Below are 16193 nucleotides of genomic sequence, written 5' to 3'. Positions count from 1 at the left end.
AAAGAAGATTGCAATTAGAAAATATGGATTTACCAATATTTTGGAAGCCCGTAACCAAAAAAGAAATAATAAAAAGAACCAGCCATTTTCCCCAGTGCCATGGCAATCATAACACCACTGAGTCCACGGTTGATATACAGACGCCGGAACAGGATCGGAAAAGTATTTAATATTTCTGCCAGTGCCACCGCAGTACATCCCACAAAAATTCCCGCTGCAGTTCCATAAGCGCCCAAAATGACATGCGCCAGCCACGGATACGGCAGCTGTGCCTTCCACTCCATCACAGAAAATACGGCACCGGTCAATACCCCCAGTATAACCGTATTTTCGACCATCAGTATCCGTTCTCCAAAATTGCAGCGTTTGATCATGCGCGGAATGACCCCGATCACCAGAAGAAACGCAAACGTTCCGGCAGAAACCGCAATGCCGCAGGCTGTCGCAAGGCCCGCCATAAAAATGTGTCTAAGAAACATCGTGTTCATGCCCCTTTCTTCCCGCGTTCTCTATAAACGTCATATCGACATCCTGTTCATACTTTCGCATCTCAACCTGAATCGGTGTCGGATCTGAAGTGATTTTTTTCTTTCCGATATGGTTAAAAAATACCAAAATTCCCACTGCCAGTCCCAGACAGTAAAAAATTTCGATTTCTGATACTTTCGGTTTTTCTTTTCCCATCACCTGCTGATAAAACCGGTCGAACACTTCCCCCACGGACACGTCATTGTTAAATGCCATAATCGTAAATGCCGCTCCAAGAAAGATTACTACAACCATCACAACAACTTTAAGCGTCTCCAGCCATTTCGGTGCCATCGGTGCATCTAACAATTGCACCACAAAATCCTGTTCCCCGATACTAACAATTTCCACATCCGGGTAATCCGTCTGTATCCGTTCGATCACATTTAGCATCGAAAATACTTCCATTCGTTTTTTCTTTTTTCCTTCTTTTTTCTGGTCATCGTTTTTCTTAAACGTATACAGTGTTTTATTTTTTATTCCGGCACAGATTGCAGAATCTGCACACTGTACAGACATCACATCCTGTATCTTTATTTTTGGATCATGGCAGACACTGTTGCGGTCTGCCTTCAGATAAACTATTTCCCGTTTTTCTTTCATTCTGCACCTCTTTGATTACTTATTCTCTACGGTAGTATGTGCAAAATTGAAAAGGAGTACACGGAAAAACATAAGTTTTCTCTATGCGACGGGCCACGCAGTTCCCCAGCGAATTTAAAATAGCCAGTAAATAAGTCCCAGCACCCAGCTTGAAAAAATTCCATACAAAATCACCGGACCGGCAATCTTAAAAATCTGGCATCCGATACCAAATACCTGTCCCTCTTTCTGGAATTCCACCGCAGAAGCACACACGCCATTTGCAAATCCGGTAATCGGAACCAATGCCCCTGCACCTCCCCAGTTGGCAAGAATCCCATATACATTACAGCTCGTCAGGATCACCGAAAGAAGAACAAGAAGTAAACTGCACCAAAGAGCGGCATCCTCTGCCTTAAGTCCGAATACCCCGGCTGCAATCTGTAAAATAATCTGTCCCAACAGGCAGATACCTCCCCCCAGCAAAAAGGCTTTTCCCATATTTGCCCACAGATTATGTTTCGGTGTCATCTGTTCGACATACTCATTATACTCCTGATTGCGCACTTCTTCCTGTTCCAGAGTCATCTTACTCATTTCATACATCCTCATCTTTCTTTTAAAATTACTTGTAGTATGTACGAAAATTGCAAAAATATAAGGTAACTATCGCTCATAGTTACCTTATAACCGGATGGAACGATGTCGTGACCTGCCACATGTCAGGTTCCTGTTCTCCCCAGGCAAACAGCTCATCCATCTGTGCATCATGATCCGCTGACGGCTCATAATTCTTTATGATCTGTATCAGATATTTTTCCTGTTCACTCTGCGGGGCCAGATTATCCTGCATCCGCAGAATCGCTTCCAGAATCTGTTCCGGTTCCATATCTGTCCGGATCTCTATGTTGTATAATTTTCTCATCAGTCCCGCAGCATAGAAAAATTCGTAGTTTCCAAGCATCACGGATTTTTGCATATTACATTTTAAAATCACACTCTGACGTGCAATGGAAGGTACCATAGCATTCCCTTCTTTCCGACTGTTCCGTAATAATTTTATTCTTCGTAACTATTCTTCCTTTTTCTTCTGTTCCTCTTTTTCCTTTTCTTCTAAAATTGCTTCATTCAGCTGCAGCATCTTTGCATCGAGGTTTGAAACAATTTCTGCACAGGCACGCAGATCCCGGCTGATATATTCCGGGGCATGCCCCTCAAATTTATAATAAATCTTGTGCTCCAGACTTGCCCAGAAATCCATTGCAATGGTGCGGATCTGGATTTCCACCTTTGTATCAACCACACGGTCCGATAAAAAGATAGGAACCGTCACGTGCATATGGAAACTCTTGTAACCGCTGACTTTCGGATTTTTGATATAGTCTTTTACACAGATCACGGTCAGGTCATTCTGTTTTCCGATCATCTCTGCAAGACGGTAAATATCCGAAGTAAACGAGCAGACAATACGGATTCCTGCAATATCGTTAATATAATTTCTCATATTCTCGATCGTACTCTCATATCCGTCACGCTTTAATTTTTTTACAATACTTTCCGGTGTTTTAATCCTTGACTTAATATATTCAATCGGATTGTACTTATGTATATGAACAAACTCGTCATTTAAAATCTCAAGTTTTGTTCCAACCTCTTTCAGTGCAGAATTATATAAAAACATCATAGTTTCCCAACTATCAATATCTTCCCCCAGCATCTGCGATGTTCCCATGTCATTCCTCCTCTTTCCTGCCACAATGGCAGACATTCCTTTCATAAATGCGAAAGCAGACCTCACCGTGCTTTCCTATACGGTATTATCATATCACAAGAAACACGTTCTGTACGCAGAAAGCAACAAATTTAATATTTTTTTAATCTTCGTCTATCACCTGTATCTCCAGATAATCAAATTCTGTTTCCTCTACAAAATTGTCCTTGCCAAACCTCGTTCGCGCATGCCTTTGAAATTCCGCTATATTCGCATCAAACCAGATCGGTTTTCCCAGATCCCACTTCAGACAGACTTCTTCAAGCGCATGAAAAATCTTATGTGTACGTGTATCCTCCGTATTATCTTCTATGGTTTCCGATTTTAATAAGTGTGTGTTTTCCCAGATTTTAAACCATATTTTCATTGTGCTCTCCCCGCTGTCTCTTACATTCATACATCAAAAGTGCTGCGGAAACGGCTGCATTCAGCGACTCCACCTTTCCCTCCATGGGAATCTTCAGATAGCAATCCGCACACTCTGCAATTTCATCAGACAGACCGTTCCCCTCATTTCCAATCAGGAAGCCACATGCCCCGGTAAAATCAAAGGCATCATAATATGTATCTCCTTTTAAATGTGCCGCATACAATCGGATATTCTCCTTATGCAGCTCATCAAGCAGATCCGGCAGATGCTCCGTGATCAGGTACGGAACACGGTAGATACTTCCCATCGTCGAGCGTATGGTTTTCGGGTTAAACAGATCCACCGTCGTTTTATTCATTATAATTCCCGTGATGCCGGCACCCTCTCCGGTGCGCACCATCGTTCCAAGATTTCCCGGATCCTGCACGCTCTCAAGAATTAAAAGATGCGTGTGATCCCCCTGCAAAAGATCGGGCAGATCATACTTCGGCATGCGGACAATCGCAAGGATTCCCTGCGGAGTCTGTGTATCCGAAATTTCCCGGAATACCGCATCACTCACGACCTCATACCGGTATCCCTGCAGACATTTTTCATGTTCCGGTTTTTCCAGAAAACTTTCCGACACGTAGACAGACACCACCGTATCCGCCGGTGCTTCCTGAAACATCTTTATTCCTTCCACAACAAAGACCTGTTCTTTTTTTCGTTCTTTCGCCCTTTTCATCAGCTGTGACAGATGTTTCATCTGCTGATTTGCACTGCTTGTAATCATATCATCCGTATAATCCTTTCCCATTACTTACTGTTTCCTTTTATGAAACAGTGCTTCCGGAATCGAGAAGCCAAAAATAATCCCAAATACAATGGCCAGGGCAATCTCAAAAGTTTCCAGCCCTTTTGCCGAGCATTTTGCCGGCATTCCGGATATCAGATAATATGCCGTATAATAGATACCGGCTCCCGGAACCAGTGGGAAAATCCCGGATACCAGATAAATCGTGGCAGGATTGCATCTTGCTACTGCCAGAATACGACTTAAAATTGTCAAAACAAAGGTTGCCACCAGACTGCCCAAAACCACATTCCCCGACTGCCTGTACAAAATAAAATAAACCAGCCAGGCAAGCCCGCCTGATACGCCACAGAAAACCAGTTCCTTTTTCGGTGCCGCAAACAAAATGGCAAAAGTAACCGTGGCAATCGCTGCAATAAAAAACTGAAGTACATAACTCATACCGGTAAATTCCCTCCATATCGCAACAACAGAATCGGCAGTGCAATGCCCACTGCAATGCAAAGTGCCGTAAGAAGTGCATCAATCAGATGGATCGTTCCGGACAAATAATCGCCATTATAAAAATCACGAATGGATGTTGTCAGTGCAATTCCAGGTACTAACGGCATAATTGCCCCGATCACCACTTTGTCATGCAAAACAGGTATTACACCCGCGGCCGCTGGCAGACTAAGCAAAGAGATCAGCAGACTGACATATACATTCGTTAAAAATCTGGAAACTTTACGCTTCCGGCACACAAACAATGCCAGCTGCTCTATCAGCCCTACAAAAAATGCATACAGTGCTTCCGGCAAATGCCCTCCAAACATGAAGGTAAACGCTGCACAACCGATTCCACATGCCAGTAACTGTACCGCATTCGCATAAACCGGAATGTTTTTGCACTGTTCAAGCCGCTCCGATGCCTCCGAAATCGAACATTTATGATTACAGATATCACGGGTCAGCTGATTTAAAGCAGCGAGTTTCCCCAGATGGGTTGCCGAAAGCGGAACATACCTTACCACACTGCAGGCATCCTCCCTGCTCTCATTTGCACTTGCAAAAATTCCGTTGGATAAAACATAAGCATCAAAATCATCCAGGCCAAAAGCTTCCAATATGCGTATCACAGAATCTTCCACCCGGTAAATTTCTGCTCCGCACCGCAGCATCGCGTCCCCGATTTCTACTGCCAGTGTGAGAATTTCCTTGGTGTTGTCCATTGCCCGTCTCCTTGAAAATCCCATTGATTTCAAACCTAAAAATGCGGCAGAGAGAATTCCCTGCCGCACTATGTTCTCCAATAAAAGGAATAACTATACCAGTGTCTTTGAGATTTCGTACATGTACTCATCGACATCTTTCTTCATAGCCAGAGCTTCATCAATGTCGAAATCTACAAACTTGCCACCCTTATGTCCAATGACACGGTTGCTCTTTCCTTCGCAGAGAAGGTCAACTGCCATTGCACCCATTGTGGTTGCATAGACACGGTCCTTACATGTCGGGCTTCCACCACGCTGCATATGTCCGAGAATCGTTGCGCGTGTCTCAACACCTGTCGCTTCCTCGATACGCTTTGCCATGCTCTGTGAATGACCGATACCCTCAGCATTTACAATAATATAGTGCTGCTTTCCGTTCTTTCTTGCGTTGACTACCTGATCAATCAGACGCTGCTCATCATAATCATATTTTTCCGGAAGAAGAATCTCCTCAGCACCGTTTGCAAGACCGCACCATAATGCGATATGTCCGGCTCCACGACCCATAACCTCGATAATTGAACATCTCTCATGAGATGTAGAAGTATCACGGACCTTATCAATCGCTTCCATGGCTGTATTAACAGCGGTGTCAAAACCAATGGTATAATCAGTACATGCAATATCCAGATCAATGGTTCCCGGAAGACCAATGGTATTGATTCCCAGTGCAGCAAGCTTCTGTGCACCCTTGAAAGAACCATCTCCACCGATAACTACAATTGCATCAATTCCATGCTTCTTACAGATCTCAGCACCTTTCTGCTGTCCTTCCGGTGTGGTAAACTCCATACAACGGGCAGTCTGTAAAATAGTACCACCACGAGAGATTGTATCTGAAACGCTCTGTCCGTTCATGTCAATAATTTCTTCGTTTAATAATCCAGCGTATCCACGCTTGATTCCTTTCACTTTCTTTCCTTTGGATAAAGCCTGACGGACAACTGCACGGATTGCAGCGTTCATTCCCGGGGCATCTCCTCCACTGGTCAGTACACCAATTGTGTTAATCTCTTTCGCCATTGTGAAATCCTCCATTTATTAAAATTAAAATGAAATTCTTTAATCTGTTTTATTCTATACTTATTACGCGCGATTTTCAATGCCTTTTTCTACAACTTTTACATTTTTTTCGCCCAGAAATTCTGTCAAACGTGCCAAGAGTACAGAATTTGTACCAACCGCACGGTTTCTTGGCAATCTTTTAAATGCCTTGACATCCGATATATAAATTACCACTTCATCATTTCCGTCCGAATCCCGGAGAATCTCATACACCTGCTGTTCTTTCGCAGAAAAATCACTCTTTGTCGGAAACTGCAGCCAGAGTTCCTTTCTGGTATCGTCAAACGGAACGATCCGCTCGCAGATCACTTTTCCGTCCTGTTCCTCCTCCACCGTTGCGTGTCCGACTACGAAAATCTTCTCCTCATCATTCAAAAAGCGGTTGTATCTCTCATAATCTTTTGGGAATACAATAATTTCCACAGAACCGGTCAGATCCTCCACTGTCAGAAATGCCATTGCCTGATTATTCCTTGTATATTTAACGGTTTTTGCTGCAATCATGCCACCCACAACCACATGCATATTATCTGTCACACGAATTGTGCCGCTTTCCTCTTCCCTGACAAAATCCGCTGCATTTGCCGTGACATTTTTCTTCATTTTACCAAGGTAATCTTCCAGCGGATGCCCGCTTAAATAAATCCCAAGCACTTCTTTTTCAAAGCCAAGCAGCACTTCCTTCGGGAACTCCTCCACATTTGGATAATGGACTTCGTAGTCCTTTTTATCTTCCTCCCCGACAAAATCAAACAGGCTCATCTGTCCTTCCAGCCCGGTCTTTTTCCGTCGCACGACATCATCTACAATGGACGTATAGACAATGGACATCTGATGCCGGTTACCGTCAAGCCCGTCACAGGCACCTGCCTTGATCAGATTCTCGATCGCACGTTTGTTGATGTCCCGCTGCACCGTACGTTCAATAAAATCCTGCAGGGTGCGGTATGAACCACCTTTTTTGCGTTCCCCGATGATGCTGTCAATCACCGGACGTCCCAGGGATTTAATGGCATACAGACCATAGCGCACGGCATTTCCCTCTGCCGTGAATTCTCCCTGTCCCACATTGATATCCGGCGGGAGCACGGAAATACCGAGTTCCTTACAATGCAGCAGATACTCCGCGGCTTTTGCCGAATTGTCAATCACGGACGTCATAAGTGCTGCCATAAATTCCACCGGATAGTAAAACTTCAGCCACGCGGTCTGCACACTGATGACCGCATAGGCTGCCGCATGGGATTTGTTAAACGCATACTTTGCAAAATCCACCATGGAATCGTAAATACTGTTTGCCGCTTTCTCATCAATGCCGTTTGCCACGCAGCCCCTGATACCGCGCTCTGAATCTCCGTAGACGAAACTCTGCCGCTCCGCATCGATGACATACTGCTTTTTTTTGCTCATGGCGCGGCGGATGTTGTCCGCCTGTCCCATCGTATACCCCGCAAGCTGCTGTACGATCTGCATCACCTGCTCCTGATAAACGATACATCCATACGTTGGCTCAAGAATCGGCTGCAATTCCGGCGTCACGTAAGTAACGGTGTCTGCATTATTCTTTCCCCTGATGTAGTTTGGAATAAAATCCATAGGTCCCGGACGGTACAGGGAAATTCCGGCAACAATATCCTCGAAATTCTGTGGCTTTAACTCCTTCATGAAGTTCTGCATGCCCGCAGATTCCAGCTGGAACACACCCTCGGTGCGCCCGGTTCCGATAAAATCAAGCACCTTTTTATCATTCAAATCGATATGATCGATGTCAATGTCGATGTCCTGGGATGCCTTTACATTTTTGACGGCATCTTTTAATACGGTAAGCGTGCGGAGTCCTAAGAAATCCATCTTTAAAAGACCAAGTTCCTCAAGCTGTACCATATTGTACTCTGCCGTCGGTGTTCCGTCACTGGCACGCCCCAGCGGCACATAATTGCTCGCCTCTCCCGGATAGATCACAACACCTGCCGCATGCACAGAAGTATGGTTCGGCAGTCCTTCCAGACGCTTTGCCATATCGATCAGTTCATGCATCCGCGCATCTCCCTCGTAGAGACTGCGGAATTCCGGATTGACCTGCAGGGCACGGTCAATCGTGATGTTTAATTCCATCGGCACCATTTTTGCCACACGGTCCATCTCCGCATACGGAAAATCGAGTGCTTTTCCAACTGCCTTGATGACACCGCGGGCTGCCATCGTACCAAAGGTCGTAATCTGTGTCACAGAATCCTTTCCATATTTTTCTGTGACGTACTCGATCACGCGGGAACGCTCCGCATACTCAAAATCCACATCAATATCCGGCATGGACACACGCTCCGGATTTAAAAAACGCTCAAAAAGGAGGTTATATTTGACCGGATCAATGTTTGTGATGCCGGTACAATAGCACACGCGGCTGCCCGCGCCGGAACCACGCCCCGGTCCGACCCAGCAGTCATGTGTTTTCGCCCAGTTGATGTAATCCCACACGATTAAGATATACTCGACAAATCCCATCTTCTGGATAATGCCAAGCTCGTATTCCATATCGTCATGGATCTTTGCACACTGCGTCTCATCGTACGCCGGATTGTCCGTATATTTTTCCTTAAATCCCTTCTCACACAGCGCATCCAGAAATGTCCACGCACTGTCATAGCCTTCCGGCGGTGCATATTTTGGAATCTGGTAATTGCCAAATTCGAGTGTGACATGGCAGCGGTCTGCGATTTTCTGCGTGTTGTCTGCGGCTTCTTTTGCATACGGAAACAGACTCCGCATCTGCTCCTCGCTTTTTACGAAAAACTGTCCGCCCTCGTAACGCATACGGTCTTCATCCGTAATCTTTTTACCGGTCTGGATACAGAGAAGGACATCGTGTGCCTCCACATCCGTTTCATAGGTATAGTGGATATCGTTCGTGCAGACAAGGGGAATGTCCAGTTCCTGACTGATCCGAAGAAGCCCCTGATTGACCGTCTTCTGATCCGGGATGCCATGATCCTGTAATTCCAGGAAATAGTTGTCTTTTCCAAAACAGTCCTGGTATTTTTTTGCAATGCCTTTTGCCTCTTCATAAAATCCACGCACAATATAGCGCGGCACTTCTCCCGCCAGACACGCCGACAGGCAGATCAATCCCTCATGGTATTTCTGCAGCGTCTCAAAATCCACACGCGGCCTGTAATAATACCCTTCCGTAAAACCGATGGAGACGATCTTCATAAGGTTTGCATAGCCGGTATTGTTTTCCGCAAGCAGGATCAGATGGTAATACCGGTCCTCGCCATGGCTGGTCTCGCGGTCAAACCGGGAATTCGGCGCCACATAGATCTCACAGCCAATCACCGGATTAATATCTGCTGCCTTTGCGGTTTTATAAAATTCCACCACACCATACATATTGCCATGATCGGTGATCGCGGCACTGTTCATCCCCAGTTCTTTCACACGGCTTACATATTCTTTTATTTTGTTGGAACCATCGAGTAATGAATATTCCGTATGGGTGTGCAGATGTGCAAATGCCATGATTTTTCCTCGCTTTTTCGTTCATTGTGGTATCCCACATATGTAATCATTATATCGGTTTTTAACTGTTCTGACAAGATTTCTCTTTTTCTGTTGCTATTTCTGAACCCCTCATTGTTAAAAATTTGACAGAATGGGAAAAAGTGCTACAATAATGCTAATTCTTGGAAAAAGGAGTATCTTAGACATGAAGACAGGACTTGTAGTAGAAGGCGGCGGCATGAAATGTGCCTACAGCGCAGGCATTCTCGACCGTTTTTTAGACGAACATATCACATTTGACTACTGCATCGGCGTATCTGCCGGATCTGCAAATGTGGCAAGCTATCTTGCCGGACAGCGCGGACGAAACCTTCGATTTTATGTAGATCATCTTAACGAACCGGGTTATATGGGTGTCAAAAATCTGCTGCGCACCGGACAGTTTTTCGGTCTGCAGTATATTTATGCAACACTGACCAACTCCGACGGTGCTGATCCGATTGACTATCCTGCCATCATGGCAAATCCCGCCGAGTTTGAACTTGTGGCAACGGATGCTGCAACCGGAAAGCCTGTTTTTTTTACCAAAGCTGATATGAAACAGGATGACTACCGTGCCATTATGGCAAGCTGTGCCCTGCCTGTGATGTGCCGTCCGATTTCCTTTCACGACAGAACCTATTTTGATGGCGGACTGTCCGACTCCATCCCTATTGAACGCGCATTTGCCAAAGGCTGCGACCGCGTCGTTGTGATTTTAAGCAAACCGCGCAGCTTTATCAAACAACCGGAAGGTTTCCGGCATATTTACCGGCATGCCCTGCACAAATATCCGCAGACAATCGCAGCACTTGACAACCGGCATCTGATGTACCGCCAGAATGTTGCCGATGTTAAAAAACACGAAACCACCGGGGAAGCCCTCGTCTTTGCACCTTCGAAAGAGTTAAAAATGAGTACTTACGCGCGCGATGAAAAGTTAGAACAGGAGTTGTATGATCTGGGGATTTCCGACTTTGATGCACGCCTGAAAGAACTACATACATTTCTTTCCTGAAAGAAGGCAGCTAGCGGATATTTATCATCCGCTAGCTGTTTTTAGTTCTATTTTCCTATTGTATATATGCCTTCCACATGCTATATTTTCTTTACACATATCGAATGTGCAGTCTTTTTATATTTGACTGCATTTCATTGGATATTTCATCCATTTTTCCATGTGTACTAATTAGATATTGGAGAGAAATTTCGTGCAGAACAAAGATTCTGTTGTTATTTTATTATTGTTTTTTATTTTCAGATATTGAAAGCTGAATACTTCCATGTTACAATTCTGATAGAAGATCAGCCTCTATATGACACGTTTTCCTCTCCACCACTACAAAGGAGAAGAAGATGCATATGAGCAAAAAGTTCGAAGATCTTACCATTAGTGATGATTTTATGTTTGGCATTATCATGCGCAATCCAAAGTACTGCAAGCCGTTTTGGGAAACCATACTGAATATTAAGATTTCGCGCATTGAGTACCCACAAGACCAGAAAACGATCAATCTGTCCCTTGATGCGAAGAGCATCCGGTTAGATGTGTACGTTGAAGATGATTCCAATACAGTTTACAACATTGAACACACAGTTAAAACAGAGTTTTGTAATCTTTGTCTGCACCTTTGATCCGTTCCATATCGGCAGACATGTCTATACTGTCGAAAACCGCTGTGTGGAAGATACAAATCTGTTGCTTAACGATGCTACACAGAAAATCATTTTAAATACAAAGGGAATTTTTGATGATGTACTATCATTTTGTATACATAATATTTTTCACAAGCAAAACACCTATAAATGTCCCGATGGTTGCCACGTAGCATGCTTTAAACGTCTTCATATGAAAACCACCAGTTCTTCTTCGTAAAGCCAAAAATGAAATAAGAAAAATCACCCCATTCACAAATTCCTGCATTTGATCCAGACAATTTTTAATTATTTGATCTAACATTATCTCCACATCCACCAACTCAATATTCAAACAAACCAGTAGACTATAAAACCAATAACTACAAATATTGGTAGCAAAAACAAAATCCACCCTGTAATCAAACCAAATTTTTTTGGCTTTTCTCCCCGGACTTTAGCCCTGTGCCGTCGAATCAACGATATAATCAAGACAATAAGACCTATCGTGCTGATTGTCCCGGCAATCACCAATGCAATTACTCCAGCTATTACCATGTATGCAAAAATCATTGTCACAAACGCCATAACTTTTTCTCCTACTGTTCCTTTGTCTACCACTCCCAATAAACATCATCATAGCCCACGCTTTTCTGCGCATCAGAAAGATCTATGTCTTTATCTTCCATATTTGCCTTTTCTTGTTTTTTGGTATCAATTACAAGTAAATCTGTCACCCCTTCATATTCTGGATGATCCCTTACTGTAGCATACACCCCATAAACAATCTCATATGTTTTCCCTGTATCGGTTTTTACATTATCAATTTCTATACTTCCTCCCCATATAATATATCCATCTTCATCCCATGTTGCATCCCCAAAATCACGAACAGGTTCACCATAGGATATAATTTCTCCGTCTAAAAAACCCATCCATTTTTTGATATCATTTTCTAATTCCGGATGTTTTTCTTTCGCAATCGGACTAAACTGATCTGCTATTTTCTCTGCATCACCGGATTTTATCCCCTGTAGTATTGTTTTTGCCTGCTCAATTGCTTTTTCACTTTTGGATTTTACATGCGGTTCCCCACCTGCCGAAACTGTGCATGCACTCAATACGATTGCCAGCATGATTACCAGCATTACTACTATCGTGACACTTTTATTTTTTTCTAACCGCTTTATTTCATTTTCCATATTCTATCGTCCATATATCATCATATTCCACTCTAACTTGCGAATCCTCTTTGTTTTCTTTTTCTGCATCCAAATCACGAATTAATAAATCTGTCACTCCTACGCAATCTGAATGATTTTTAAATACAGAATATGATCCCATACCTATGCAGTAAGTTTTTCCGGTATCCGTCTTCACATTATCAATATCAGCTTCCATAACCAACATTTCCACTCCTGATTCCCCAGTATTTAACGATCCTCTTTCTGTTGTTGGCGGATCATAAGATATAATATTACCATCAATATATTTCATCCATGCTTTTATATCTGTTTGCAGCTCCGGATGATTTTTTTTGATATAAGTGCAAAAAATATCTGCTATTTCTTCGCAATTTTCTGACTGAATGCCATCCATAATGATGTCAGCCTGTTGCAGAGCTGTTTGGCTATAAGAATCAACGTATACCTTTGTATTATCTTCTTTAATTGCATTACATCCCATCAAAAAAAAACAACTGAATAAACATAAAATGTCATTTACGATCATTTTTTTTTTCATCATTTTCCTACCATCCTTCCATTATCCAGAGCAGTACATACTCTTAGTTCCATTACCAGTATTATTATAAATGTTTTTTGGGCATTATTTATTTAATTCCTTCGTACCAATATATCCAAATCAAATAATTTTTATCATCAAAAATCAAATACTTATTATTCGCGGTCTTTCTATCCCCTTTATAATTTCTGCCAGCATTCCTAATCCCTTTATATATATCTATATGTTTTGATAAATCAACATACCCAATAGCTGCCATGTTATTACAATTTGTATTTCTGAATTGAGAATTATCTCCACTAAATCCTGTAATCCACCATTGACCACCATATGGATACCAGTTAAATATCGTATCGATCTGTTTCCCATTGTTAGAATATCGATACAAACTCAAACGCATTGGTACTTCAAAATCAATGGCATCATAATGTTTTGTTCCAGCATGGGTTCTATCATATTTGTACAACCCTATTTCTGCTCCACTATGCAAATTCCAGTAATTCCCTTTCCACATCCAAAGCGCATACTCTTCATTTCCTACTTTGAATGGAAAATCTTTTTCATTCATCTTTGTTCCCATCCGGAATACTTCATCATAAAACACATTATATCCAAAACTTCTTTGCCAAGTTTCTACCTGGGAATGATATGCCTCATCATCTGTATCTTTTACAAAATTTAAAATAGCTGCCCCCGCCTCCGTTGTTTCCTTTCTAAACCATTATTTAAACTTTATATTCTACCTCCATTTTTACATTATAAGAATAATTTTCTCCAAGCAAGCCTATGAACAAAAAACAGCATTACTGGTACAAAATTCGACCATTTATCACAACAAAAAAGAGAACCCTTACATAATATCTGTAAAAGTTCTCTTTTCAGCTGCTTGAATCTCTATTCTTCCATCCAGAATAAAATAGTCACAATAAATTTTCCCTGTATTTTTTTTATACTGTAATTTCCACCATAAGATGTGATCACATGTTCTACATTTTTTAATCCTATTCCGTGTAGTCCCTCTTTCTTTTTCCTATTCATTTCGCAATATGTATTTTTTACGGATAAAATAATTTTTCCCGATTCCTGAACACATTTAAACCAGATATGCTTTTTGTCTTCGCATAATTTGCAGGCTTCAATTGCATTATCAAGCAAATTTGCAAGCAATATCGTCACATCATTGTAAGCCATCCTCCAGCCAGATAAATCATTAATCTTTATCGTAACTCCAATTCCACTTTCCTGTGCTTCCTGATATTTTGCGTTGAGAACCGCATTTACGATCATATGATTCGTATCAATAACATTCCATACATCCGCACCCACATTACACATCTGCTCCAAATACTGCTCTGCCTCCTTGTAATTTTTTTTCATCAGCAATGTTCTGACACACTGCATCTGATTCTGGTAATCATGTATAAAAGCCGTCTGCTTTTGATATAATTGTATTTTTCCCTCTGCTTTCGCCATGGACACCATATATTCTCTTGTCCTGACTTCTTTCTGAAGGATATCATAGAGCAATCCATAAATAAAAACATTGAGTCCTACCAGTGAAAATGCCAACACTATAGGGATTTTTCCAGGTCCCGCCTGTGAACTCTGAACGACCACCAGCATCCATGCGATCATAAAAATGGTGAATATCGGAAATACCAGAAACTTTATCCATTCTCTCTTCGAGAGTGTTTCTACTGCCGATTTCCCGAATATTCGTCTTACCAAAAGAATAATTATAAATAAGAACATTTTCCCAAGCAATGCAATCAGCCATGCTTTCCACCCATACACTTTTGTTTCCCCTCCCATACGAAATTGCAAAATGTCATTACAGGCATATGCCAATACATCCACAACCAGAAGAAGGGCATAGTACAAAGCTCCCATTCCCAATGCTTCGAAAAATTTCATTTGAAACATTCCATACATCGATACCGCAAATAAAAACCAGACTGTTGGCATTTTCCAAAAAGGAATTGTTGCAAAAAGATAGATTACCGCCGTCATACACCCTGTCAGCCCAATAAATTGCAAGATTTGTATTTTCTTTGTAAACCGAAATTTTGAAAACGTTTGAAAATACAGACAGCAACATATCGTCTCAATTAAAATAAAAAACAGATTTTCCACAAAATCAATCATTTCTGTTTTTCCACTCCTCATACTGCATTTCCACCACCGCATAACGCTCTCGCGGAATCGGCAGCTGTTTTCCCGAAAATAACTGAACCTGATAACGTTTGAGCGTGCTGATGTCGTTCATATTCACCAAAAAACTTTTATGGATACGCAAAAATCTTCCTTCATCCTCCGTCAGTTCTCTCTGCATTTCATCAAGTGTCCGTTTTCCCATACATCGACAGGTATCATCGCACAAATAAAAAAACAGCTGATGAGCTTTGCTTTCAATATACATAATCTGATCCAGTAAAAGCGTTACGGTCTCCCCCCGAAAACGAAATGTTTTTTTCTTTTGTCTCTGCGTATACACGGAAAGAACGGTATCCATGCTTTCTTCTATTTCTTTCTGCAAATCTTTTGCATTTTTCAAAAGATAACGTAGCGCATTTACGCGATATCCTTCTACGGAATATTTAATAAATGCCGACACAAATACAATCGGAAGCATTGCATTTCTCTGATGCACCTCTCTTGCAATTTTCATTCCCTGCGCTTTTCCACCAAATTCCACATCTAGAAACAAAGCATCAAATTCCGCCAGCATACCTCTTTCTAACAAGGCATTTCCATCCATAAAAATTTCTGTTTTCCCGTATATATGATGCTTGTCCAAATATATTTCCACACATTCCTGTATCTGTTTGCAGTAATGTTTTTCATCATCACATATTGCAATTTTCATCGATATTCTCCTCCATTTTTATTTTACCATTTCTTTTATCTACG

General features: G+C 42.1%; 20 protein-coding genes. 2 read left to right on the top strand and 18 right to left on the bottom strand.

Translation table 11 applies throughout. The annotated features are described in order from the left end of the window. Window positions 1-29: 29 nt before the first annotated feature. The 11 genes from DXD06_RS13110 to DXD06_RS13060 form a co-directional block, all read right to left on the bottom strand. Window positions 30-488 carry a stage V sporulation protein AB gene (locus DXD06_RS13110; RefSeq protein WP_243001079.1) on the bottom strand — a complete coding sequence of 153 codons (459 nt, stop codon included), beginning with the start codon at window positions 486-488 and terminating at the stop codon, window positions 30-32. After that, window positions 469-1131, bottom strand: a complete 663-nt coding sequence (locus DXD06_RS13105; RefSeq protein WP_117832361.1) for a stage V sporulation protein AA — start codon at window positions 1129-1131, stop codon at window positions 469-471. Before DXD06_RS13105 ends, DXD06_RS13110 begins: the two co-directional genes overlap by 20 nt. 114 nt (window positions 1132-1245) lie before the next feature. Next, window positions 1246-1698 carry a SpoVA/SpoVAEb family sporulation membrane protein gene (locus DXD06_RS13100; RefSeq protein WP_082413936.1) on the bottom strand — a complete coding sequence of 151 codons (453 nt, stop codon included), beginning with the start codon at window positions 1696-1698 and terminating at the stop codon, window positions 1246-1248. Window positions 1699-1789: 91 nt separating this feature from the next. Beyond that, a complete protein-coding gene (locus DXD06_RS13095; protein ID WP_117832358.1) occupies window positions 1790-2134 on the bottom strand; it encodes a DUF3837 domain-containing protein in 345 nt (114 codons plus the stop codon). A gap of 48 nt (window positions 2135-2182) precedes the next feature. Then, window positions 2183-2842 (bottom strand): GTP pyrophosphokinase, encoded by a 660-nt coding sequence (locus DXD06_RS13090; RefSeq protein ID WP_022046320.1) that lies wholly within the window; start codon window positions 2840-2842, stop codon window positions 2183-2185. Window positions 2843-2984: 142 nt separating this feature from the next. Next, complete coding sequence (locus tag DXD06_RS13085; protein ID WP_117832356.1) at window positions 2985-3248, bottom strand: hypothetical protein; 264 nt, start codon at window positions 3246-3248, stop codon at window positions 2985-2987. Beyond that, window positions 3232-4026 (bottom strand): TrmH family RNA methyltransferase, encoded by a 795-nt coding sequence (locus tag DXD06_RS13080; RefSeq protein ID WP_117832390.1) that lies wholly within the window; start codon window positions 4024-4026, stop codon window positions 3232-3234. The genes DXD06_RS13085 and DXD06_RS13080 overlap by 17 nt, the downstream gene beginning before the upstream one ends. Window positions 4027-4053: 27 nt before the next feature. Beyond that, entirely contained in the window at window positions 4054-4488 is a 435-nt protein-coding gene (locus tag DXD06_RS13075; protein ID WP_117832353.1) for a threonine/serine exporter family protein, read from the bottom strand. Then, on the bottom strand, window positions 4485-5258 hold the full coding sequence (locus tag DXD06_RS13070) for a threonine/serine ThrE exporter family protein (RefSeq protein ID WP_117832351.1): 774 nt from the start codon (window positions 5256-5258) through the stop codon (window positions 4485-4487). Before DXD06_RS13070 ends, DXD06_RS13075 begins: the two co-directional genes overlap by 4 nt. Window positions 5259-5351: 93 nt before the next feature. After that, window positions 5352-6323: a 6-phosphofructokinase gene (gene pfkA, locus DXD06_RS13065; RefSeq protein WP_117832350.1), complete on the bottom strand. Its 972-nt coding sequence runs from the start codon at window positions 6321-6323 to the stop codon at window positions 5352-5354. Window positions 6324-6386: 63 nt separating this feature from the next. Continuing rightward, complete coding sequence (locus tag DXD06_RS13060) at window positions 6387-9884, bottom strand: DNA polymerase III subunit alpha (protein ID WP_117832348.1); 3498 nt, start codon at window positions 9882-9884, stop codon at window positions 6387-6389. 187 nt (window positions 9885-10071) lie between these two features. Between DXD06_RS13060 and DXD06_RS13055 the strand changes: the two genes are divergently transcribed. After that, window positions 10072-10923 carry a patatin-like phospholipase family protein gene (locus tag DXD06_RS13055; RefSeq protein ID WP_117832346.1) on the top strand — a complete coding sequence of 284 codons (852 nt, stop codon included), beginning with the start codon at window positions 10072-10074 and terminating at the stop codon, window positions 10921-10923. A 344-nt stretch (window positions 10924-11267) separates the two neighbouring features. Continuing rightward, window positions 11268-11540 carry a hypothetical protein gene (locus tag DXD06_RS13050; RefSeq protein ID WP_147343633.1) on the top strand — a complete coding sequence of 91 codons (273 nt, stop codon included), beginning with the start codon at window positions 11268-11270 and terminating at the stop codon, window positions 11538-11540. A 127-nt stretch (window positions 11541-11667) separates the two neighbouring features. On the opposite strand, the gene DXD06_RS13045 is transcribed toward DXD06_RS13050, so the two are convergent. The 7 genes from DXD06_RS13045 to DXD06_RS13015 form a co-directional block, all read right to left on the bottom strand. Beyond that, window positions 11668-11865: an accessory gene regulator B family protein gene (locus tag DXD06_RS13045; protein ID WP_117832341.1), complete on the bottom strand. Its 198-nt coding sequence runs from the start codon at window positions 11863-11865 to the stop codon at window positions 11668-11670. 26 nt (window positions 11866-11891) lie between these two features. Then, window positions 11892-12128 (bottom strand): hypothetical protein, encoded by a 237-nt coding sequence (locus DXD06_RS13040; protein ID WP_117832339.1) that lies wholly within the window; start codon window positions 12126-12128, stop codon window positions 11892-11894. Between the two features lie 26 nt (window positions 12129-12154). Then, complete coding sequence (locus DXD06_RS13035; protein WP_117832337.1) at window positions 12155-12742, bottom strand: DUF5104 domain-containing protein; 588 nt, start codon at window positions 12740-12742, stop codon at window positions 12155-12157. Next, the gene (locus tag DXD06_RS13030; RefSeq protein WP_055068700.1) at window positions 12732-13286 is read right to left on the bottom strand and encodes a DUF5104 domain-containing protein; all 555 of its coding nucleotides are present in this window, start codon (window positions 13284-13286) and stop codon (window positions 12732-12734) included. The genes DXD06_RS13035 and DXD06_RS13030 overlap by 11 nt, the downstream gene beginning before the upstream one ends. An 85-nt stretch (window positions 13287-13371) precedes the next feature. Next, the gene (locus DXD06_RS13025; RefSeq protein WP_117832335.1) at window positions 13372-13968 is read right to left on the bottom strand and encodes a DUF4474 domain-containing protein; all 597 of its coding nucleotides are present in this window, start codon (window positions 13966-13968) and stop codon (window positions 13372-13374) included. A 209-nt stretch (window positions 13969-14177) separates the two neighbouring features. Next, window positions 14178-15197: a sensor histidine kinase gene (locus DXD06_RS13020; protein WP_158569540.1), complete on the bottom strand. Its 1020-nt coding sequence runs from the start codon at window positions 15195-15197 to the stop codon at window positions 14178-14180. Between the two features lie 223 nt (window positions 15198-15420). Then, window positions 15421-16149: a LytR/AlgR family response regulator transcription factor gene (locus tag DXD06_RS13015; RefSeq protein WP_055261708.1), complete on the bottom strand. Its 729-nt coding sequence runs from the start codon at window positions 16147-16149 to the stop codon at window positions 15421-15423. Between the last annotated feature and the right edge of the window lie 44 nt (window positions 16150-16193).

Origin of the sequence: Roseburia sp. TF10-5 (assembly GCF_003462365.1) — a bacterium.
Taxonomy (GTDB): Bacteria; Bacillota; Clostridia; order Lachnospirales; family Lachnospiraceae; genus Roseburia; species Roseburia faecis.
Note: the sequence above shows the minus strand (reverse complement) of the source record. Positions and strands in the feature narration are given on the sequence as shown.